We start from the raw sequence: 20,269 nt of genomic DNA, 5'->3' as shown, positions 1-20,269 counted from the left end.
CAGGTTGCATTATTTGGCTGTGTAGCCGCCATCGACAGGAATGTTGGCGCCGGTGATATAGGCGGAGGCGTCGGAGGCGAGAAAAACAATGGCGCCCTTGAGATCGGTGTCATTGGCCATGCGGCCCAACTGGGTGCGATCACTGTAGTTTTTGACAAATTTTTCGGGCTGCCCGCTCAAAAAACCACCGGGCGCCAAACAATTTACGCGGACATTATCCGGCCCCAGAATGCTGGCGGCCCAACGACTGAAGTTGAGCATGCCACCCTTCTCATAATGATAGATTGGCGATGGGTTCGCCATCATGTCGGTGCCGACATAGTTGTGCATTTCAACGCCGACCGACCCCATCATCGAGCCGATATTGATGATCGAGCCGCTGCGGTTCTGACGCATGTTCTGGCTGAACAGATGGGTGATCTTGAACAGCGCCGAGGCGTTGACGTGCAGGCTTTTGTCGTAGGCGTCCAGATCATGGTGCCAACCGGAAATGGCGGACCGGGTGACCGCATTATTGATCAGGATGTCGCACTTTCCAGCGGCGGCGATGATGTCGGCATGAAGTTTTTCGATGGACTGATCCGACCCCAGATCGAGATGGTGAGCGGTCACGTCATAACCGCGGGCGCGCTCTTCGGCAGCGACAATTTCGAGCTTTTCCAGGTCGCGGGCGGCAATAAAGGTCCGGGCGCCGGCTTCGGCTACGGCAGCTACGATCTGGCGGCCATATAGTCCAGCGCCGCCAGTCACCAATGCGGTTTTCCCCGCCAGTGAGAAACTGTCCAATATTGTGGTCATCACCTACTCCAATTCTGATAAAAATACTTCGCGTCCGCCGTCATTGCGGCTTTCGAGCCCGGCAATAACCAATTGCATGAGTTCGCGGGTTTCGGCCCAGGGGACGGGTGGAGTGCCGGATCGCAAATAGTCGACATAAGCCTGCAATTGCTGCTTGAAGGAATAGTAATTGTCAAAGAACCGCAATTGGGTGGCTGCTGCCGTCCCGGCCAGCGTCATCAAGCCGAAGCCGCCGTACAGATCGTTGATAACCGCGAGCGTGACGTCAACGCCGTCGCAATGTTTGGCATGCACGATGTTGCGATCCTTGTCGCCGGTGTTGCGCACCGACACAAATCCCGGCCCGACAATGGGGTAAACCGCTTCAAGGGCGTGAATGCCGTAGGTTTCCCAGCTTTTGGCCATCGTCATGTCAATATAGCGCAGCGCGCCAAATTCATGGGTTGCACGGTGAAACGGTTCAAATTCCTTGCAGTAGCGCATGGCCGATGAACTGATGAGCGGATGCCCCTTGGCCACCCAATCCGAGAAGGTCGCAAGATCGGCGCGATTGTCGCAGAGCGGCTTGTCAACGAAGACGGGCAGTCCGGCCTCGACAAAGGGCCGACAGCGCTCGATATGCTCAAATCCCTTGTCGGTGGCGACCAAAACCGCATCGACGTGACCGATCACATCCTCGGCGCGCGCCACGACATTAGGAATTTTCGCGACCTTGGCGACCGACTCGGCGTCGTTGAGGTCATCTGTCCAGATGTGGGTTACCTCGGCACCGGCGATCCCCAATGTGTTCCGAGGTTGCTTGCCGATATACGTCTTGATCGCCGCATAGGGACAGTTGGCCAGAGCGTCCGCATCATAGTCGCCATTGATGATGATGCTCCACGAATAGGGGTGACCATTGCCCTCGACCATGCCCAACATGGCAAGCCGTATTGTTGGCTGGGTAAGTGGAAAACCGGGCATTGTCGATACTCCCTTTACCACGCGGTCCAGCCGCCATCGACGCTGAGGACCTGCCCGGTGATGTAACTGGCGGCAGGTGATAGCAGGAAGGCGGCAGCACCGGCGGTTTCGTGTTGCTCGCCGGTGCGCCCCAACATGGTGTGCTGTTCAAGGTTCTTGACGAAGGGCTTGTTCCAGCCGGTAGTGTTCAAATTTGGAAACGGGCCAGGCGCGATGGCGTTGACGCGGATATTGCGCGGGCCATAGTGGGCAGCCAGATAACGCACCATCTGCGCAATACCGGCTTTGCCGGTGCCATATTCGATCGGGTTCGGGTTTAACCCTTCGGGATAAAGTGCGGGATTGGGCGCCACCAGACCGTACATCGAGGCGTACATGAGTATGCTGCCACCCTGCTTCATTTGCGCGGCTACCTTACGCGCCGCCAGGAAGGCACCGGTCAAATTCACCCGATTGGCACGGTCGAAATCGTCGCCCGACAATTCCTCCAACCGCTTGCTGGTTGAGCCGAATGTGGCGTTGACAAAGCCATCGAGGTGACCAAACCGCGCTGTGCAGGCATCAATGCAGGCATTGATCGAATTTTCATCGCCAATATCGAGGTCAATGCCGAAAATATCGCCCCCACACTTTCTATTGCCCAGTTCGGTTAGGGCAGTTTTCAGGCGATCGGGATCACGATCGGCGATGCAGAGATTGGCACCCAGATCCGCGGCCAGAGCGGCGACCGGCGTGGCGAGATAACCAGCGCCGCCGGCAATCAGAATTGACTTTCCAGCCAGCGAGAAGGGCAACGCCTGTACACTCATGGTGCCACCGTGATGATGCGTTTTTCCTGCCAGGATTGCTTGGCGGCATGGGCGATCATCAGGTTTTGTCGCGCTTCGGCAAGCGTCGCCAGTTCGCAGCGTTTACCCTCAAGTGCGTCGAGCATGGCATGGGCCTGCAAACCGAAGCGCGCCTGATGCGCTTCGGTTGGTACCATGCCAGCCATGAAGTCATGAGTTTCGCGCCAATTGCCACTATCATCATCGGCAAAATTCAATCTGGATTGCTCTAGCTGCAAATTGCCGTTGGTGCCGATGAATTCAAAGGTCGCGACATTGGGTTTTTGAAACTGGTTGAGCACGATGTTGGCCATGACCCCGCTTTGGAAGCGAATGCTGATCAGGCAGGTGTCCTCGGTGTCGGTGCCTTGAAGCACTAGCCGGTCATACATGCACATGACCTGATCAGGGGCCCCGGCGATCCAGATCAACAGGTCAAACAGATGGCTGGCCGCATCAAGGATGGCGCCGCCGCCCATTTCAGGGCGGGCATAATAGGTTTGACGATAATCGGGCCGATATTTGGGGAATTCCTGCGACGAATTCATATAAACCAGCTTCAGGTCGCCGATCTTGCCGCCCAGCACCTGCTGGCGCAGAGCCTGAACCTCCTTGCCAACGCGACGAACATAACCGACGCGGGCCAAAATGCCCTTCTGCGCGACAAGTTCAAGTACTGAATCGACGCCTTCACGTTCGACCGACAGCGGCTTTTCGACCAGAAACGGCAGCCCCGCCTCGGCACAAACACGCATAAGCTGAACATGGACATGGGCGGGGGCGCAGATAACGGCGAGATCAAATTGATCAAGCGGGGCGGCATCAAGACTAGGATAGGCGGCAGCGAGGCTGAAATCGGTTGCCACCGCCGCACGCTTTTCGGCATCAGGCTCAACGATTGAAAGGTCAGCGCGGCCAGTTTGCCGGTACCCCTCGAGATGGCGACGAGCTATGCCCCCGGCGCCTATGATCAATACGTATTTTCTCACAGATCCCCCGGAAGCACAGTTTTGGGCGCTAGCGTCGCCTCGGGGCCCGAGGACATGCCGCATCCGAATTGTCGCTTGACTTAGCCAAATACTATGTTGTTATGTTAATGAGATATCTTGAGCTGTCAACAAGGTTGAAGAAGCGAAATCGAAACAAAATATCTGTTTTATTACAACATGTTGGCACTGGTTGCCTCGTAAAATACGGCAGCGGTACGCGCCAAGCCATATTGGTCTGACGATGGAGGATTGTCGTTCGTGAGTTCTGATACACGCACCTCGGAATTGATAAAATTGTGCCGAGAGCAATTGTTTACCGCGGTGGTCGCCGACACGCTGGACTTGCTGGGCTATCATCGTCAGGTGCTGACGCCCGGCATAACCGCACTGGACCCCGACCGGATATTGTGCGGCGTTGCGCGGGTCGGCCTTTACATGCCAATTTATCACGACGACGAGACGACCAAGGTCTACGAGCACGAAATCGCGTTGGTCGATAGCTTGCGCACCAACGATGTGCCCGTGCTTGTGTGTCATGGCAACACGCGCATTTCGCCCTGGGGCGAGCTTCTGTCGGAGCGCTCGACATATCTCGGCGCTGCGGGTTGCCTGACCGACGGTAGCGTGCGGGATTCGCGGATGATCCGGGAAATGGGATTTCCGGTATATTGCGCAGCCACCAATCCCAGTGACACCAAATATCGCGGCAAGTTGATGCTGTGGGATGTGCCCGGTGAAATCGCCGGCGTCGGTGTACACAGCGGTGATCTGGTCTTTGGCGATCAGGACGGCACCGTAATTATTCCCAGCGCCGTGATCGCGGAAACCATTGAAAAAGCGTTTGAAAAAGTGACGGCAGAGAACACGGTTCGCGATGAAATTCGTCGCGGTGACCGCCTTGTCGATATTTTTGCCCGCCATGAGGTTCTCTAGCAGTGGCGCCGGATCGACTGCAGGAAACCGCGAGTCGGTGGCCGGTGGTTGGCGGTGGGCGCGTAATTGGAATGCCATACTATACCCTTTGGTTGACCAAAAATTATTTTCTAGACACCAAAGTGAATTGGTAGTTTGATGGTCGTGGGAGAGTTTGGAGGAGCTTTACCGACGATGAATACGATTTCTGCGCTGCAGATTGCCAAGACGCTAGCGAGCGAAGTGCACGCTGGTGTGTTGCGTCCGGGCGACATGTTTCAATCCGAGCGGGAGTTGTGCGAACGTTTCGGCGTCGGGCGCAATGTGGTGCGCGAGGCAATTACCATGCTGCAGGGCATGGGCGTTGCCGACCTGTCCAAGGGACACCGTCCACGGGTTGCCGAACCAACATTGGCGCGAGTCATGTTCAGCGTCAGCGACGCGGCGCAGTTCTTTTTTCAAAGCAGCGAAGGCAAGGCGCATCTGGAACAGGCCCGCCTGTTTCTTGAAACCAGCATGATCCGCCATGTCGTTGTCCATGCCTCCCATGCCCAGCTGGCCAAAATGGTCAGTGCTGTGGACGAATGCGAAGCTGCTATCCATGATATCGCCGCGTTTCGGGACGCGGATGCCAAGTTTCACCGGGCGCTGGCGGAAGTGCCAGGCAACCCGATTTTTACCGCACTGCACGACACATTCGTTGAACGGCTGATGAAAAACCGGCCGGTCCAAGAGGATTTTGAGGCGCGCAATCGCGCCAGCAATGACGATCACAAGCAGATTTTGGCAGCAGTGCTGGCAAAAAAATCGGATGCCGCCGAGGCCATACTGACGCGGCATCTGACTCGCAATTACGGCACCTATTTTTTCGAGACCGTCAACGGTCTCGGTGCGGTTTCGTAATCAATGGTTTTGAAAAGCCGAAGAACAAGGGGACTGAAAATGAAGAAGATTTTCGCGCTTGCCGCGGTTATCGCGTTTCAGCTTGTGTCAACAGGGATTGCCTGGGCACAAGCGACAAACGCTAATCCGCTGTCGGACATTCGCGTTCGGCATGCTATCGCTTACGCCATCGATATGGACACCATCGTTGATACGCTCCTGGAGGGGAAGGCCATCAGCGCGGTGGGCTTGTTGCCAAATGGGCCACTAAAGCCAGAAGGACTTAACGCTTACAAGTATGATCCCGACAAGGCACGGGAGCCTACTCAAGGAAGCGGGTTGGGATTCCAATCAGGAACTCGACATGGTCTACTACTATGCCGATCAGCTGACCGCAGACATGATGGCAGCATTCCAGGCCTATTTGGCCGATGTTGGCATCAAGATGAACTATCGCCTTCTTGAAGGTGATGTTGCCGCCCAGCTGAACACTGTGCCCGAGGATCCCGTAAACGGTCCATCGGCAGTCAAGTGGAACCTTGGCTATGGCGCCCGCGCCGCATTGGCGTTGCAGGAATATTATAACGGCTTTGCAACCGGCAGTTCGGCACATACACCCGGCACGCCCGAAATGGACAAGTTGATCGCTGCGATCAATGCCACGTCCGATCCGGCAAAGGCTCAAGACTGCTTATGCCGACATCCAGAAGTATGAGAACGAAGAGCTTGACACCATCCCGCTCTATTACCAGCAATTGTTCATCTATGAGAGCAACCGGGTAAACCGCAACGGCCATGGATATGGCAATGAGCAGTATAATTATGACTGGGGTATTGTTGACTGGACGGTCGAACCTGATGCCGACGGCAAGAAGGTTCTGTACACCAACACCGCACCGGCGCAGTTCTTTGAACAGCCCTGGCTCAATCTTGGCATCTGGATCCACAACAAGGTGGTTTTCGATCATCTGTTGGTCGCCGATGGCAGCCTGACCAGCTTCAGCCCGCAATTGGCCGAAAGCTACAATGTCAGTGAAGACGGCATGACGGTCAGCTTCACGCTGCGTGACGGCCTGACCTGGCACGATGGCTCACCGCTGACGGTCGAGGATGTTGCCTGGAGCATCAAGACGGCAATGATGATCCCAACGGTCAATCCGGTGGTATCCAACACTATCCACTCGATCGAAGGGGCCGACGCCTATAGCGACGGCAGCGCCGACGATGTCAGCGGCATTGCGCTGGATGGCAACACGATCACGCTGACCTTTGCCAAACTAGATCCAAATGTGCTGCTGACGTTCAGCCAGTTCGCTCCGCTGCCTGCCAAGTACTTCCCGGACATCGATCCACTGCAGATCCAGCAGTCGTCCTTCTGGCAGAAGCCAATCGGTTCGGGTCCGTTCATGGTGAAAGAAGTCAAGATGAATGACTTTACCACAATGGTGCCCTTCCCCGACTATTTTGGCGGCGTCGCCAAGATTGACGAGATCGTGGCGTTCCCCAGTGGCGATGGCGATGGCAACCTGCTCAAGAACGCAGGCGCCCACAAGGCTGACTATGGCTTCACCAAGAACACAGCTGACGTCAGCGCGCTTGAAGACATGGACTTCATGAAGGTCACACCGGCCGACATTCCCTACACCCGCATGATGTGGATCAACCACTATCCCATGAAGTAGGGATCAACTGGATTTTCAAGCATAGCTGTCGCAGCATTGTGTTGCGGCAGCGTCTCGCAAAGACCTTCAAGAAGGCCGTCAATGCTCACTTATGTCATCCGACGCATTCTGATCCTGATACCCATGGCGCTGATCATCAGTTTCCTGGTCTATCTTGGGCTTGAATTAACGCCGGGTGATGCTGTTTCCCATATGATCAGCCCCGAAATGATGGCCAGTATCAGCGCCGAGCGACTGGACGCGTTGCGGGTGTCTCTGGGTCTGGAACAACCGTTTATCGTGCGGTACTGGATCTGGCTACAAGGGATGCTGCAGGGCAATTTCGGCTATAGCACCGCAGGTGGCGTCGCCATTCATGCCATTCTCGCCGACCGACTACCGGCAACGCTGGAGCTGTCGGCAGTGGCGCTGGTATTTTCGACCATTTTTGGCTGCGTGCTTGGCGTTATCAGCGCCCTGAAGCGCGGCTCAACCACCGACAATGTGTTGACGGTGACCGGTATGCTGGGCGTATCGATACCCGAGTTTTTCTTTGGCCTTGTGGCCATATTGATTTTTGCCCTCAAGCTGCAATGGCTGCCGGTCGGCGGTCGCCTGCTGCCCGGCTATGACAGCTATTGGGATCACCTGCCCCATGTCATCATGCCGGCGCTGGTGTTGTCGATCATGATGACGGCCGGGGTGATGCGCTATGCGCGCTCCTCCATGCTTGATGCCTTGAGCAAGGAATATATCAAGACCGCCCGCAGCAAGGGCTTGCCCGAATGGCGGGTCAATCTGCTGCATGGTTTTCGCGTGGCGTTGACCCCGGTTATCGTTTTGATCGGCTTTCGATTGCCGGTTCTGATCGGCGGCTCGGTCATTATCGAACAGGTTTTTCAATGGCCCGGCGTCGGCAGCGAATTTATCTCGGCCGTGCGCTCCCAGGACTACCCGCTGGTGATGATGATCGCGCTGCTCTCGGTCATGGCGGTGCTCACCGCCAGCCTGCTGGTTGACATTCTGACTGCACTGATCGACCCGCGCGTGAGGTTGGACAAATGAGCATGACCAATACGACCGGTCGCAAAACCTCGCGCCTGGATCGGCAATTTGACCTGATCCGCCGACGCGAAGAAGCGGGGCAACTGACCAACCCCAGGGGCTATCGGTTTGCGCGCAAGTTCCTGAGCAATCGCCTGGCCGCGATCGGGCTGCTGATCTTTACGATCATTGTGCTGGTGTCTGTGCTGGCGCCGCTACTGACCCCATATGATCCGCGCGCGATCGATCTGCGCAATATATTGAAGCCGCCCACATGGGCACATTGGTTTGGCACCGACAAGGTGGGGCGCGACCTGCTTACGCGGGTGCTCTACGGTGGGCAGATATCGATTTTGGTCGGATTGGGTAGCGCGCTGGCCTCAGCAGTCGTTGGCGTGTTGATCGGTTGCTATACCGGCTATGTCGGCGGGTGGCGCGATGCGCTGGCGATGCGCGTATCCGAAATATTCATGTCGTTTCCCCAGATCATCCTTGTGCTGCTACTGGTTGCCATTTTGGGACAGTCACTGTCCAATCTGATCATCATTTTTATCCTGACCGGTTGGGGCGGTATCTATCGCTTGGCGCGAGCGCGCATGCTGTCGCTGCGCGAGGAAGAATATGTGCAGGCGTTGCGCAGCTTCGGGCTAAGCACGCCGATCATTTGCTACAAGCACATCCTGCCCAACGCGTTAGGGCCGATCATGGTCAACATCACTCTGAGTACGGCGGCGTTCATTCTGGCCGAGGCCGGATTGAGTTTTCTTGGGTTGGGTGTGCCGCTCGATATTCCAACCTGGGGCAATATTCTCAATGTGGCGCAGGATTTGCGTATCCTGGAGAATAATTGGTGGGTCTGGTTGCCAGTGGGCATTGTCATCTCGCTGTTCGTGCTCAGTGTCAATTTCATCGGCGACGGTTTGCGCGACGCCACCGATCCAACACAGCAGGGGTGATGCCATGACCCAGGATCAGGATGTCGCCCTTAGCGTCAAGAACCTAAAGACCTTCTTTTATACCAACAAGCGCTGCAACAAGGCGGTCAACGGGGTATCGTTCGACATCAAGAAGGGCAAGACCCTGTGCATTGTCGGCGAGAGCGGTTGTGGCAAAAGCGTTACGGCCTCCACCATCATGCAATTGCTGCCGACGCTGTCGCGGATTGAAGAGGGTGAAATTACCTACCACTCCGAAAATGGCGACATACGGATCGACCAACTTGAGCGCAATGGCGAGAAGATGCGCTCCATTCGCGGGTCGGAAATCGCCATGATCTTTCAGGATCCGATGACCGCGCTCAACCCGGTCTATACCATTGGCTTTCAGATTTCGGAGAGCCTCAAATATCATACCGACCTGACGCGCACGCAATATAAAACACGGGCAATCGAGCTATTGCGCGACATGGGCATCTCGCTGCCCGAAAGTCGGGTCGATGACTATCCCCACAGCTATTCGGGCGGCATGCGCCAGCGCGCCATGATTGCCATGGCCATGTCCTGCAGTCCCAAGATATTGATCGCGGACGAGCCGACGACGGCGCTCGACGTGACCATTCAGGCGCAAATATTTGAACTGATGGACACACTCAAAAAAGAGCATGGCACCGCCATCATGCTGATTACCCATGACATGGGCGTGGTCGCCGAACTCGCCGACGAGGTGGCGGTCATGTATATGGGCAATATTGTGGAGGCGGGCACGGTCGATGAGGTGCTGCGCAACCCGACCCATCCCTATACGCGGGCCCTGTTGGCCTCAATTCCGGTGTTGGGCAAGGGCAAACATCAGGATATCACGGCCATTCCAGGCTCGACGCCTGACCCCTATGACCGGCCAAATGGCTGCCAGTTCGCGGATCGTTGCGCCTATCGCATCGACGCCTGCGATGTCATGCCCGAGGAAACCCAGATTGGACGGACGCATCGGGTTATGTGCTGGCGTCATGAAGAGGTTGGGGCCAATGCAGCAGAATAAGGATGTCATTCTCAAGCTGCGTGATCTGAAAGCGCATTTTCCGGTCAAGGCGGGCGTGTTCAAACGCACTGTGGGCCACGTCAAAGCGGTAGACGGCGTTGATCTCGATATCTATCGCGGCGAAGTGCTCGGTGTGGTTGGCGAAAGCGGCTGTGGCAAAACCACCTTGGGCAAGGCCATCCTGCGGCTGGTTGAATCGAGCGAAGGCCAGGTGATCTATTGCTCCGGCGACGAGCAGACTGATCTGACAACCCTCGATAATGAGGGTCTGGTGCCCTATCGCAAGAAATTGCAAATCGTGTTCCAGGACCCGCACTCCTCGCTCAACCCGGCCTTTACAATTTTTGGCTCGCTTGAAGACCCACTCAAGAAATATGGCGTCAAATCACGGGCGGAACGGCGCAAGATTATTGGCGACCTGCTCGAAGCGGTAAATATGCGCCCCGAATATATGGATCGCTATCCCCATGAGTTTTCAGGCGGCCAGCGCCAGCGAATTGGGATTGCCCGGGCCTTGAGCATTGGGCCTGAACTGATTGTCTGCGACGAGGCTGTCAGTGCGCTCGATGTGTCCATTCAAGCTCAGGTCCTGCAATTGCTGATGAAGCTGAAGCAGGAAAAAAACCTGACCTATGTTTTCATTACCCACGATCTGAGCGTGACCGAATATATCTGCGACCGGATCGCGGTGATGTATCTCGGGCGGGTGGTAGAATTGTGCGACTCCGAAGAATTATACGCCCATACGCTGCACCCCTATACCAAGGCGCTATTGTCAGCCGTACCCGTGGCCGATCTGGACAAGCAGACGGACCGGATCGTGCTTGAGGGTGATGTACCCAGCCCGGTCAATCCGCCGAGCGGCTGTCCGTTCCATCCACGCTGCCAAAGCGCCATCGAACGATGCAAGACCGACGTCCCCAAGCTCAAGCGCTATGAGGTGGATGGACGAGACCATTTTGCCTCCTGCCATCTGGTCGACCTGCCCGAGGCGGTCTGAGCGCCCTACCCCACCCATAATGAAATATTCGCGACTATTTTTTCCCGGAGTTGGAAATGCCTGCTTTCAAACTAAGCGATATCACCGGTGTAATCCCGGCCCTGATTACCCCGTTCGATGAAAATGAGGCCTTTGACGAGAAGCGGATGCGGGCGTGCGTGCGCTTCCTTCTGGCGCGCAAGGTAGATGGATTTTATCTGACCGGCAGCACAGGGGAAACGTTTCTGATGTCGCCCGAAGAGCGCAAGCGGGTTGTCGAGGTGGTGGTGGATGAAGTGGCGGGGCGCGTGCCCGTCATGGCCCATATCGGCGCCATCGGCACGCATTTGTCGGTTGATCTGGCCCAGCATGCACAGGAAACCGGTGTTGATGCGCTATCGTCGGTGCCCCCGTTCTACTGGTCGTTTCCACAGCATGAGGTGCTCGGCTATTATGCTGACCTAACCGCATCCACCGATCTGCCGATGATCGTCTACAATGTGCCGCTGGCGGGCCTGTTCGGTTTTGACATGATCTCCAAGCTGGCGCAGATCAAGGGCGTCGAGGGGATCAAATATACCGCCCCGACCCACTTTGAAATAATGCGGATCAAGGCCGAAATCAGCAAGGATTTCGTGGTCTATTCGGGCGCCGATGAAATGGCGATGTCAGGGCTCTCGTTCGGCGCTGACGGCATTATCGGCTCACTTTACAATCTGATGCCGGAATTGTTTATTGGCATTCGCGATGCGATTGCGGCGAAAGACCTGGCGCGGGCACAGGCGCTGCAGGAAACGGCAAACGCTGTCATCTTCTTTGGGGTGAGCCGCAGTCTGATGGCGGTGATCAAGCGGGGGATGGCCTGGCAGGGCGCTGACGCGGGTTATTGCAGACGCCCATTCTCAAATTACTATGACGCCGAGGCCGAAGAAGCGCTCAAAAATGACTTCCGCCAGGCTCAAGAAAGAGCGAAATTTGGTAGGCGTCAATTTCCTCGACGCACTCTGAATTATTACGTCTCTGATAGCGCTGGAGGGCAAATTGGGCAGCGGGCAGGATCTCTGGAAACGTGCAAAAACGGTGATCGCGGGCGGCAACATGCTGCTCTCCAAACGCCCGGAGATGTTCTTGCCAGACCGCTGGCCAGCCTATTTTTCCAAAGCCAAGGGGTGTCGGGTCTGGGATCTCGACGGGATTGAATATATCGATATGGGCCTCATGTCGGTGGGCACCAATACGCTGGGTTACGGCCATCCTGAAGTCGACGATGCCGTGCGAAACATCGTTGATTTAGGCAATATGTCGACCCTGAATGCGCCCGAGGAAGTAGGCTCTGGCCGAACGCCTTGTCGGGTTGCATCCCTGGTCGGACATGGCCCGCTTTGCGCGCACTGGCGGCGAGGCCAATGCCATTGCCATACGCATTGCCAGGGCCGCAACCGGGCGCGACAAGGTGGCGATCTGTGGCTATCATGGCTGGCACGATTGGTATCTCGCGGCAAATCTTGGCGACAGCGAGAAGCTGGCGGGCCATCTGCTGCCAGGGCTCAATCCCAATGGCGTGCCCCACGATCTGGCCGGTAGCACAGTGCCGTTCACCTACAATGATTTCGGCCAACTTGAACAGATCGTGCGCGGCCAAAATCTTGCAGCCATCAAGATGGAGGTGATGCGCAACCATCCCCCCGAGAATGACTTTCTGCAACGCGTCAGATCATTGGCCAGCGCGCATGGCGTGGTGCTGATATTTGACGAATGTACTTCGGGGTTTCGACAGGAATTTGGCGGACTGCACAAGGGTTTTGGCGTCGAGCCGGACATGGCGGTGTTCGGCAAGGCGCTTGGCAATGGCTATGCGGCGACTGTCGTCATTGGCCGCCGTGCCGTGATGGAGGCCGCGCAAACCTCCTTTATCAGCAGCACTTTCTGGACCGAGCGCCTTGGCTCGGCTGCCGCTCTGGCAACGCTTGAGGTGATGGAGCGGGAAAAGTCGTGGGAAATGATCACGCGAACCGGCAGTGAGGTGACCCGCCGTTGGCAGGCGCTTGCCGACAAGCACGGTCTCACCATTACCACCAGTGGTTTGGCCGCGCTAACCGGCTTTGCCCTCGCGGGACCAAATGGGCTGGCCTACAAGACTCTGATCACCCAGGAGATGCTGGACAAGGGCTATCTCGCAGCCACGAGCTTTTACGCCAGTACCGCTCACACAACCGATATCGTCGACGGCTATTTCGAAGCACTGGACCCAATATTCGCACTGATCGCTGAGTGTGAGAATGGCCGCGATGTCATGGGATTACTCAAGGGGCCGGTGTGTCACAGCGGTTTCAAACGCTTGAACTGAAAGAGGCGTGCCATGCAAATTGAACCGATAACCCAGGACGGTCTAGGCGACTTGGCTCTGCTGCTCGCCGCCCCCGATGGGCAATATCGCGATCTGCCACAAGTCGTTGCCCATGACGATGCGCCGGGTCACCATGGCATGGCAATCCTGTGCCCCCAAAAGATCGCCGAAGGGCCGATCCAGATTTCGACGCTGGAACGACACCCTCATAGCGCCCAGACATTTTTTGCCGTGAGCAAGACGCGATGGCTGGTCTGCCTCATGCCTTCTCAGGCGGATGGTGCGCCCGACATTGGCGAGGCGCGCTGCTTTGTGGCCGGGATTGGTGACGCAGTGTGTATTCACACCAATGTCTGGCACGCGGGCCTGACGGTTCTGGACGCGGACGCCCGTATTGCCATGATGATGTGGCGCAGCCAAAGCGGCGAGGATGGCGTGGTGCATACACTGGAAACACCATTATCGTTTCGTCTGTAAAGGGGGAAATCGTGCAGGAACGAATGGTCTATATCTCCGGCGAAATGGTGCCGGAATCGCAGGCGCGCATATCGATATTTGATAGCGCGGTCATGCTCGGGGACACAGTAACCGAGTCGACCCGCACTTTTGCTCATAAGCCGTTCAAGCTGGAAGAGCATATAGGGCGACTTTATAAGTCCTTCAAAGTCACCCGGATCGACCCGCAGTGCAGCGCCGACACCATGCTGAAAATCACACAGGACGTTCTGGCGGCAAATCTGGGCATGATGAGCCCCGATGATGACTGCTGGATCGTGCACAATGTGTCCCGCGGCCTGGCGATCGCCGGGGCTGATCCTACGGTTCAGCAGGGTTCGGCAACGGTCATGATCTTTACCCAGCCGATGAATTTATTGCCTTGGGTCGACTTTTACACCAAGGGGTGCCACGCAGTCACACCGATGAGCCGCGCCATTCCCGCCCAGTCGCTCGACGCGCGGATCAAGAATCGCAGTCGCATGGCCTACACGTTGGCCGAAATGGAAGCCAAGCTGGTTGACCCGCTGGCGCAAAGCGTCATTCTGGACGTTCATGGCAATGTCGCCGAAAACAAGGGCGGCAACATTTTTCTGGTGTCGGATGGTGTGCTCAAAACGCCGACCACCGCAAATTGTCTGGAGGGTCTTAGCCGCCAGGTGGCGCTCGATCTGGCAGACAGTTTGGGTATTCCAACTGTCCAAACCATACTGCAGCCCTATGATCTGGCGACGGCGGACGAAGTATTTTTCACCAGCACACCCTATTGCATCATGCCAGCAACACGCTTTAACGGGCTGGCGGTTGGCGATGGTCAGGTCGGGCCGATTACCAAGCGGCTACTGAACGCGTGGAGCGCGTTAGTGGGGCTCGATATTGTCGGGCAGGCGCAGGGGCAGCGTCCGAGCGGTTCGTGAGGCTGCCGACATCCACTGAGCAAGGTCATGACTTGCCAATCGATGACAGCAGCCTCCGCATTTACTTATTCTGGCGCACGCGTGCCAAAATTGTTTGAATCTACCCTCGATAGTGGGCCCGAGAAACCGTTTCAGGAATAGCTGATTTCGATCATTTGATGACCGCGCACTTCGGGCACCTTGAAGGACAGGATGTCGCCCTTCAAATCGTGGGCCAAGACGGTATTGTCCGGCACAATCTTGACCTCGGCGACTTTACCGTCGACGTGCATGGAGACGGCGATGTCGTGCAGGGTGACCAGATCCTGGATCGGCTGAATGTTTGATCCCCGCAAATTGCCCCGCAATGCAGGCGTCGCATGCAGGAGATGCACCACGTCCCGGTTTTGCTTGGCCTGATTACGCACGGTCACGCGACCGGCACGCGGCAGACTGGTGGTGACGGCTTTGTCGCCGCCCAACGCTGATCTGATGGCTTTTTCGGCAATTTCGAGCATGGAAACCGCACCCGCCTGCCGGTAGCAGGAGAATATCGGGTGAGCGATGTGGGTAAAATTGCCCTTGCGCACGCCCGCCGCAAAGCCGGATGCGTCGGGGCAGCTTGGTGCATTCACATGTCCCGAAAAATGGCGCGGTGTCCGGTCGAAATATGGGAAATAGACATCGCCCAGAGTTTCGCCGTCCTTGACGCTGATCAATTGGGCCGGCTGATACATGAACAGTGGCTCGTCGATACCATCGGCGCGCCAGTCTGGGGTCGGCAGCAAATAGTCGCCGCCCGCCATTTCGGAGACGCCTTGCCAGGTTGCGCCAACATCGAACAGAAATCCCGTGTCGGCATCAATGCCACTGGCGCCAGTCGTCAACACCTTGCCACCCGCATCCGCATAAGTCCGAAGTTTGGCGCGATAGGCGTCATCGAGGGAAATTTCGTCAGGCAGTATAATGAGACGATAGCCGGAGAGATCGCTTTCCCGGTCAAGCACGTCGAAGGTAAACTGGCCTTCCATCAGAATACGCACGGCACCTTCATCGGCAGCATAGGTCTTGTTGGGCCGATCCGACAATGTATTGCGGCTCATCGCCTCAACACTGACAAGGCCGATTTCGGCGCGGTTGGTGCTGCCTTCGGCCCACGCCTCGCGTTCTGCTACCCACTTATAGGCTGGTGCGATGACGCGCATGGTCGAATTGTCGATCGCGGCGGTCGGGTGCAGATGATCGCCGATGGAGCAGCGCGCGCCCTGCGCGATCATGGCGCCGCATTCGTAGATCATGGCGTCGGGCTTCTTGTAGCCCCCCACCTCACCCCAGTGATAATGGAATTTTCCGGTCATGCCGAGGAATGGCATGTCCATCTGTTCCACATAGCGAGCGCTCAAGGGGAAATGTTCATAGCCCCAACCCGCTGTTGGCAGCGATTCCAGTTCGAGGTGAGTGTAGTGCTGGTGATAGTGTTGGCGCATGCCTTTGCGAATATGGCCGGAATTGAAGAACAGGGGCGTTTTCGGATTGTGTTTGACAACGGCGTCCTGCACCCGCTGGAAGAAATTTTCCGACGACTGGATGGTAAACTTGGCGCGGTCGTCGGGGTCGGTCCAATCCAGACCCTGCTTTTCCATCTGCGCCTGAGCCGATGCGGATATTGAGGGCAATTGCCAGGAAATATCCATGAAAATACCGTCCCCGTCCGGATAGTTCTCCATTACCTCTTCGACTTGATTGCATAGATAGTCGAGATAGGGGGTGGAGAAATCAAGGCTGGCCCACCCGGCCCCGTTTGGCTCGCTCATGAAACGCGGCAGGGAGCCGTCAGGGGCAACAGTTCGCCATTCGGGATGGTTGAAGGCGGCCAGTTCGTCCCAGGTTGCGGTCAGGTAAATCGGCGCGTTGATGTTTTCGGCATGCAAAGCATCCAGTTGGCCACGCAACAGGTCGAACTCGAGATGCGGATGCATCTCGCCCACTTTGGTGGGGTGATATGAGTATCCATGGTGGCATTTGGAAAAGACCGTGACGCTGTCGACATAGGCGTCCTTGAATGCCTTGCCGAAGGCCTTTGGGTCAAATTTCGAACCAATGTCGGGAATGCGTCCGGAGGTATGGAAATCGAGATGAATCTGGCGAAAACGCATGATGGTCTCACATTATACTTGGTTGTGAATGATGGAATGGTGCGATTGGGGGAAGGCAATCGTCTCGTCATCGGGCCCGAAAAGGAACACTGCATTGGGGTCGACCGTGACTGTAAGGCCGTCACCGTGCCGGGCAGTAATCTGGCGGGTACGGTGCACCGCAAAATAGCCCTCGTGGGATTCTGAATCGGTGGCGCGTACCTGTCCGCCGTCGAGATAGACAAGGGTTTCCCGGCCAAGGCTTTCGATGACCGCGATTGACCCCTTTATGGTCCAACCACCTGCATCGTGCTCACCAAATGCCTCAGGTCGGACACCAACAGTGACTTTTTCGCCGGGTGCCGGTGCATCGGCGCCCGCCTTGAGTTTGATCCTCAGGGAGCCGTCAAGGCCGGGCGCTGATACGGACACCATGCCCTCGCGGCTCTGTTCTGCCCGCGCTTCGATAAAATTCATGCGGGGTGATCCCAAAAATCCGGCAACGAAGCGATTATGGGGTTCATTGTAGAGATCAAGCGGTGTGCCGATCTGCTCGATGATGCCGTCATGCAGCACAACGATCCGGCTGGCCATGGTCATGGCCTCGGTCTGATCGTGGGTGACATAGACCATGGTGGCGCCGAGTTCTGTATGCAGCCGCCCCAGTTCGATGCGCATCTGGGAGCGCAATGCGGCATCGAGATTAGACAAGGGTTCATCAAACAGGAAAACGTCGGGCGACCGGGTGATGGCGCGACCGATGGCAACGCGCTGCTTTTGTCCGCCCGACAATGCCTTCGGGCGCTTATCAAGTTGTTCCTGAATGCGCAGGATGGCTGCGGCCCGCTCGACGGCTTCGTTGACCTCGCGCTTGGGGGCGCCGGCGATTTTCAGGGCAAAGCCCATATTCTGGCGCACCGTCATATGGGGATATAGCGCATAGTTCTGAAACACCATGGCGACGCCACGGTCGGATGGTTCATCTCGGCTGATGTCGCGCCCATTGATGCAGATTTCCCCAGACGAGATTTCCTCAAGCCCTGCGATACTGCGCAGCAAAGTGGATTTGCCACAGCCCGACGGGCCGACCATGACCACGAACTCCCCCTGCTCCACGGCAAAGCTGACGTCTTTGACTGCGGTGAAATCACCATATTTCTTGACGAGGTTTTTTATCTCGAGATGGGGCATGAACCTGTCCTATTTGCCTAGACCGGCGAGCGACCGGACGAAATATTTTTGAGCGAGAATGAAGATCAAAAGGATTGGCAGCACGGCAATGGACAGACCGGCCATGATGGCCGGCCAGTCGGCGGTGAATTCGCCCGTAAGTTGCAAAATGCCAACCGGCAACGTCTTGAGCGCGGGCTTGGTCAACATAAGCAGCGCCAAAACAAATTCATTCCAGATAAATACCGCCTGGAAAATAGCGGCGCTGGCGATCGCCGGACCGGAAAGTGGCAGGATGATCCTGAAAAAAATCTGCAAACGGCCACACCCATCCAGGCGCGCCGCCTCTTCGAGTTCACGCGGGAAATCAAGGAAGAAGGCGTAAAACAAAATGGTGGTAAAGGGCACGCCATAGGCGGCGTAAGGCAACACAATCGCGGCCCGTGAATTGAGCATCCCCGCTTCGGAAACCATCTGGAACAATGGCACCAGAACGGCCTGCACAGGCACGGCAAATCCGGCAACAATCATCAGATACACCAGTTGCATCCATTTGTTGTCCGACCGGGCCAGCACATAGGCCGCCATGCCGCTGACGACGACAATAACAATGACCGAAAAGAAGGTGATGATGGCGGAGTTGAACAGAAATGTGCCCATGCCCACACTCCACGCCCGTTCAAACGCGTCGAGGCGAAATTGCGCGGGCAGGCCGAGTGGATCGAGGAAAATTTCCCGCCGGGTCTTGCTCGAGGCAATGACCATCCACACCAGCGGCAGCAGAACGAAAAGGCTCCACAGACTGACGGCACCATAGAGCACAACATTAACAAAGCGAAAGCGCGAACCCATGCTCATGCCCTCCGTGAAATCTGCAGTTGCAACCAGCCAAGGGCCACGGCTATGAGCAACAGCACCACGGAAATGGCGTCGGCATAGCCCATGTTTCCAAGGTTGAATGCCTGTTGATAAATATAGGTACCCAGCACCTGGGTGGCGTTGGCCGGACCGCCTTGGGTGGTTGCGTAAATCAGGTCGAAGACCTTGAAACCACCAATCGTGGTGATTAGCACCGCGACAATAAGAATGTTCCGGATCGAGGGCAGCGTGATGTACCAAAAGGCCTTGAGCCCACGCGCACCATCAAGGGAAGCCGCCTCGTAAAGTTCTTTGGGGATGCCCTGTAGGCCAGCAAGAATGAGCACCATCATGAAGCCGGTGAACTGCCACATGGCGATGATCAGGATCATCCAGATGGCAATATTGGGGTCGCCCAGCCACCCCAATGCAGGCGGTGTCAAACCGATCTGTTTGATCACGGCATTGAGTGCGCCCACATTTGGATCGAGAATAACCAGCCAGATAATGGCGATAGCCACAGACGAGACCACCATGGGCGCAAAGATGATGGTGCGGAATATCGTGCTGCCCGACGGCAACCCCCGGTCGAGAATAGCGGCGAGTATGGTGCCCACACCAACCTGCAGAATGATCGAACCAACCACGATAATGAGATTATTGCGCAGGGCAATCCAGAACACCGGATCACTGGCGGCGCGTCCATAATTGCCAAGGCCGACAAATTCCCAGTTCTGCGAGGTAATGCCGAAGTCAAAGAACGAGCCGAATATGGCCAGAATGGCCGGAACGACAATGAAAACACCGCACAGCAACAAAGCGGGGCCCAGCAACACAGATGTACTGATCGCATTGGCCGATTTGGCGCTTCGCGGCGCGCCGCTGCGGCCACGATCGCCAGTGAGTGATGTTTTTGCGGCATCCGTCATCATGTGTGCCCGTGCGTCAGCGCCTGTGAGTGCGTGGCGAGACATGCCACGTCGGTGCGGCATGTCTCATTGTAAAAAACGGGTCCGCGCAGGGAGGATCGCGTTCGGACCCAAGGCCGAACGCCAGGCTAGCTGGCCATTTTGGCTTTGGCTGCCAATGCGGTTTCACGGATGAACTGCATTGCCTCTTCGGGGGTTTTGGTGCGGTTGAGAACCTCAACACCCATATTGAGATATGCCTCGGCGACACTTGCCTCCAGCGCCACGTCGAGCACGTTGTAGGAAGCGGACAAGGACGCAATGTCCTGGGCAACCCACTTGAATTGCTCCGTTGCGTCGGTCATCTCGGGGACAAGCGCGGCGTTGGACGGAATGCTACCGCGCATCTTGGCATAGAGTTGACCCAT

21 protein-coding genes and 1 pseudogene are annotated in these 20,269 nt (G+C 56.6%); 13 read left to right on the top strand and 9 right to left on the bottom strand.

The genetic code is table 11. The features are described from left to right. Nucleotides 1-9: 9 nt before the first annotated feature. Genes PSQ19_RS18740 through PSQ19_RS18725 form a run of 4 tightly spaced genes read right to left on the bottom strand, consistent with a single transcriptional unit; the run spans nucleotide 10 to nucleotide 3,577 of the window. Entirely contained in the window at nucleotides 10-798 is a 789-nt protein-coding gene (locus PSQ19_RS18740; protein WP_282218991.1) for an SDR family oxidoreductase, read from the bottom strand. A gap of 3 nt (nucleotides 799-801) precedes the next feature. Further along, nucleotides 802-1,761 carry a Gfo/Idh/MocA family oxidoreductase gene (locus PSQ19_RS18735; RefSeq protein ID WP_282218990.1) on the bottom strand — a complete coding sequence of 320 codons (960 nt, stop codon included), beginning with the start codon at nucleotides 1,759-1,761 and terminating at the stop codon, nucleotides 802-804. 14 nt (nucleotides 1,762-1,775) lie between these two features. After that, on the bottom strand, nucleotides 1,776-2,570 hold the full coding sequence (locus PSQ19_RS18730) for an SDR family oxidoreductase (protein WP_282218989.1): 795 nt from the start codon (nucleotides 2,568-2,570) through the stop codon (nucleotides 1,776-1,778). Then, the gene (locus tag PSQ19_RS18725; RefSeq protein ID WP_282218988.1) at nucleotides 2,567-3,577 is read right to left on the bottom strand and encodes a Gfo/Idh/MocA family protein; all 1,011 of its coding nucleotides are present in this window, start codon (nucleotides 3,575-3,577) and stop codon (nucleotides 2,567-2,569) included. The genes PSQ19_RS18730 and PSQ19_RS18725 overlap by 4 nt, the downstream gene beginning before the upstream one ends. Nucleotides 3,578-3,835: 258 nt before the next feature. On the opposite strand from PSQ19_RS18725, the gene PSQ19_RS18720 reads away from it, so the two are divergent. From PSQ19_RS18720 to PSQ19_RS18665, 13 genes and pseudogenes are all read left to right on the top strand, one after another. Then, nucleotides 3,836-4,510, top strand: coding sequence for an RraA family protein (locus tag PSQ19_RS18720; protein ID WP_282218987.1), 675 nt, complete (start codon nucleotides 3,836-3,838; stop codon nucleotides 4,508-4,510). Nucleotides 4,511-4,684: 174 nt separating this feature from the next. Beyond that, nucleotides 4,685-5,392: an FCD domain-containing protein gene (locus PSQ19_RS18715; RefSeq protein WP_282218986.1), complete on the top strand. Its 708-nt coding sequence runs from the start codon at nucleotides 4,685-4,687 to the stop codon at nucleotides 5,390-5,392. A 3-nt stretch (nucleotides 5,393-5,395) separates the two neighbouring features. Beyond that, nucleotides 5,396-5,632, top strand: a pseudogene (locus PSQ19_RS20105) (ABC transporter substrate-binding protein); the annotation flags it as partial. Between the two features lie 37 nt (nucleotides 5,633-5,669). Continuing rightward, nucleotides 5,670-6,086 carry a periplasmic substrate-binding domain-containing protein gene (locus PSQ19_RS18710; RefSeq protein WP_282218985.1) on the top strand — a complete coding sequence of 139 codons (417 nt, stop codon included), beginning with the start codon at nucleotides 5,670-5,672 and terminating at the stop codon, nucleotides 6,084-6,086. Further along, nucleotides 6,028-7,053, top strand: a complete 1,026-nt coding sequence (locus PSQ19_RS18705) for an ABC transporter substrate-binding protein (protein WP_282218984.1) — start codon at nucleotides 6,028-6,030, stop codon at nucleotides 7,051-7,053. The genes PSQ19_RS18710 and PSQ19_RS18705 overlap by 59 nt, the downstream gene beginning before the upstream one ends. Before the next feature lie 81 nt (nucleotides 7,054-7,134). Next, a complete protein-coding gene (locus tag PSQ19_RS18700) occupies nucleotides 7,135-8,097 on the top strand; it encodes an ABC transporter permease (protein ID WP_282218983.1) in 963 nt (320 codons plus the stop codon). A gap of 2 nt (nucleotides 8,098-8,099) precedes the next feature. After that, nucleotides 8,100-9,032, top strand: coding sequence for an ABC transporter permease (locus PSQ19_RS18695; protein ID WP_282218982.1), 933 nt, complete (start codon nucleotides 8,100-8,102; stop codon nucleotides 9,030-9,032). Nucleotides 9,033-9,036: 4 nt separating this feature from the next. After that, nucleotides 9,037-10,053 carry an ABC transporter ATP-binding protein gene (locus PSQ19_RS18690; protein WP_282218981.1) on the top strand — a complete coding sequence of 339 codons (1,017 nt, stop codon included), beginning with the start codon at nucleotides 9,037-9,039 and terminating at the stop codon, nucleotides 10,051-10,053. Next, entirely contained in the window at nucleotides 10,040-11,053 is a 1,014-nt protein-coding gene (locus tag PSQ19_RS18685) for an ABC transporter ATP-binding protein (protein ID WP_282218980.1), read from the top strand. Before PSQ19_RS18690 ends, PSQ19_RS18685 begins: the two co-directional genes overlap by 14 nt. A gap of 56 nt (nucleotides 11,054-11,109) precedes the next feature. After that, nucleotides 11,110-12,231, top strand: coding sequence for a dihydrodipicolinate synthase family protein (locus PSQ19_RS18680; protein WP_282218979.1), 1,122 nt, complete (start codon nucleotides 11,110-11,112; stop codon nucleotides 12,229-12,231). Nucleotides 12,232-12,404: 173 nt separating this feature from the next. Next, the gene (locus PSQ19_RS18675; RefSeq protein WP_282218978.1) at nucleotides 12,405-13,379 is read left to right on the top strand and encodes an aminotransferase class III-fold pyridoxal phosphate-dependent enzyme; all 975 of its coding nucleotides are present in this window, start codon (nucleotides 12,405-12,407) and stop codon (nucleotides 13,377-13,379) included. A gap of 12 nt (nucleotides 13,380-13,391) precedes the next feature. After that, nucleotides 13,392-13,856 carry an ureidoglycolate lyase gene (locus PSQ19_RS18670; protein WP_282218977.1) on the top strand — a complete coding sequence of 155 codons (465 nt, stop codon included), beginning with the start codon at nucleotides 13,392-13,394 and terminating at the stop codon, nucleotides 13,854-13,856. Between the two features lie 11 nt (nucleotides 13,857-13,867). After that, a complete protein-coding gene (locus tag PSQ19_RS18665) occupies nucleotides 13,868-14,791 on the top strand; it encodes an aminotransferase class IV (protein ID WP_282218976.1) in 924 nt (307 codons plus the stop codon). 131 nt (nucleotides 14,792-14,922) lie between these two features. Here PSQ19_RS18665 and PSQ19_RS18660 read toward each other — a convergent pair whose 3' ends face one another. The 5 genes from PSQ19_RS18660 to PSQ19_RS18640 form a co-directional block, all read right to left on the bottom strand. Next, nucleotides 14,923-16,926, bottom strand: coding sequence for an alpha-amylase family protein (locus tag PSQ19_RS18660; protein ID WP_282218975.1), 2,004 nt, complete (start codon nucleotides 16,924-16,926; stop codon nucleotides 14,923-14,925). A gap of 12 nt (nucleotides 16,927-16,938) precedes the next feature. Beyond that, a complete protein-coding gene (locus tag PSQ19_RS18655) occupies nucleotides 16,939-18,096 on the bottom strand; it encodes an ABC transporter ATP-binding protein (RefSeq protein WP_282218974.1) in 1,158 nt (385 codons plus the stop codon). A gap of 9 nt (nucleotides 18,097-18,105) precedes the next feature. Next, a complete protein-coding gene (locus PSQ19_RS18650) occupies nucleotides 18,106-18,933 on the bottom strand; it encodes a carbohydrate ABC transporter permease (protein ID WP_282218973.1) in 828 nt (275 codons plus the stop codon). Then, nucleotides 18,930-19,907 carry a carbohydrate ABC transporter permease gene (locus tag PSQ19_RS18645; protein WP_282218972.1) on the bottom strand — a complete coding sequence of 326 codons (978 nt, stop codon included), beginning with the start codon at nucleotides 19,905-19,907 and terminating at the stop codon, nucleotides 18,930-18,932. Before PSQ19_RS18645 ends, PSQ19_RS18650 begins: the two co-directional genes overlap by 4 nt. Before the next feature lie 83 nt (nucleotides 19,908-19,990). Then, on the bottom strand, nucleotides 19,991-20,269 hold the full coding sequence (locus PSQ19_RS18640; protein ID WP_282218971.1) for a hypothetical protein: 279 nt from the start codon (nucleotides 20,267-20,269) through the stop codon (nucleotides 19,991-19,993).

This window comes from Devosia algicola, assembly GCF_028816455.1.
GTDB lineage: Bacteria > Pseudomonadota > Alphaproteobacteria > Rhizobiales > Devosiaceae > Devosia > Devosia algicola.
This window is presented reverse-complemented; position numbering and strand designations above follow the sequence as displayed.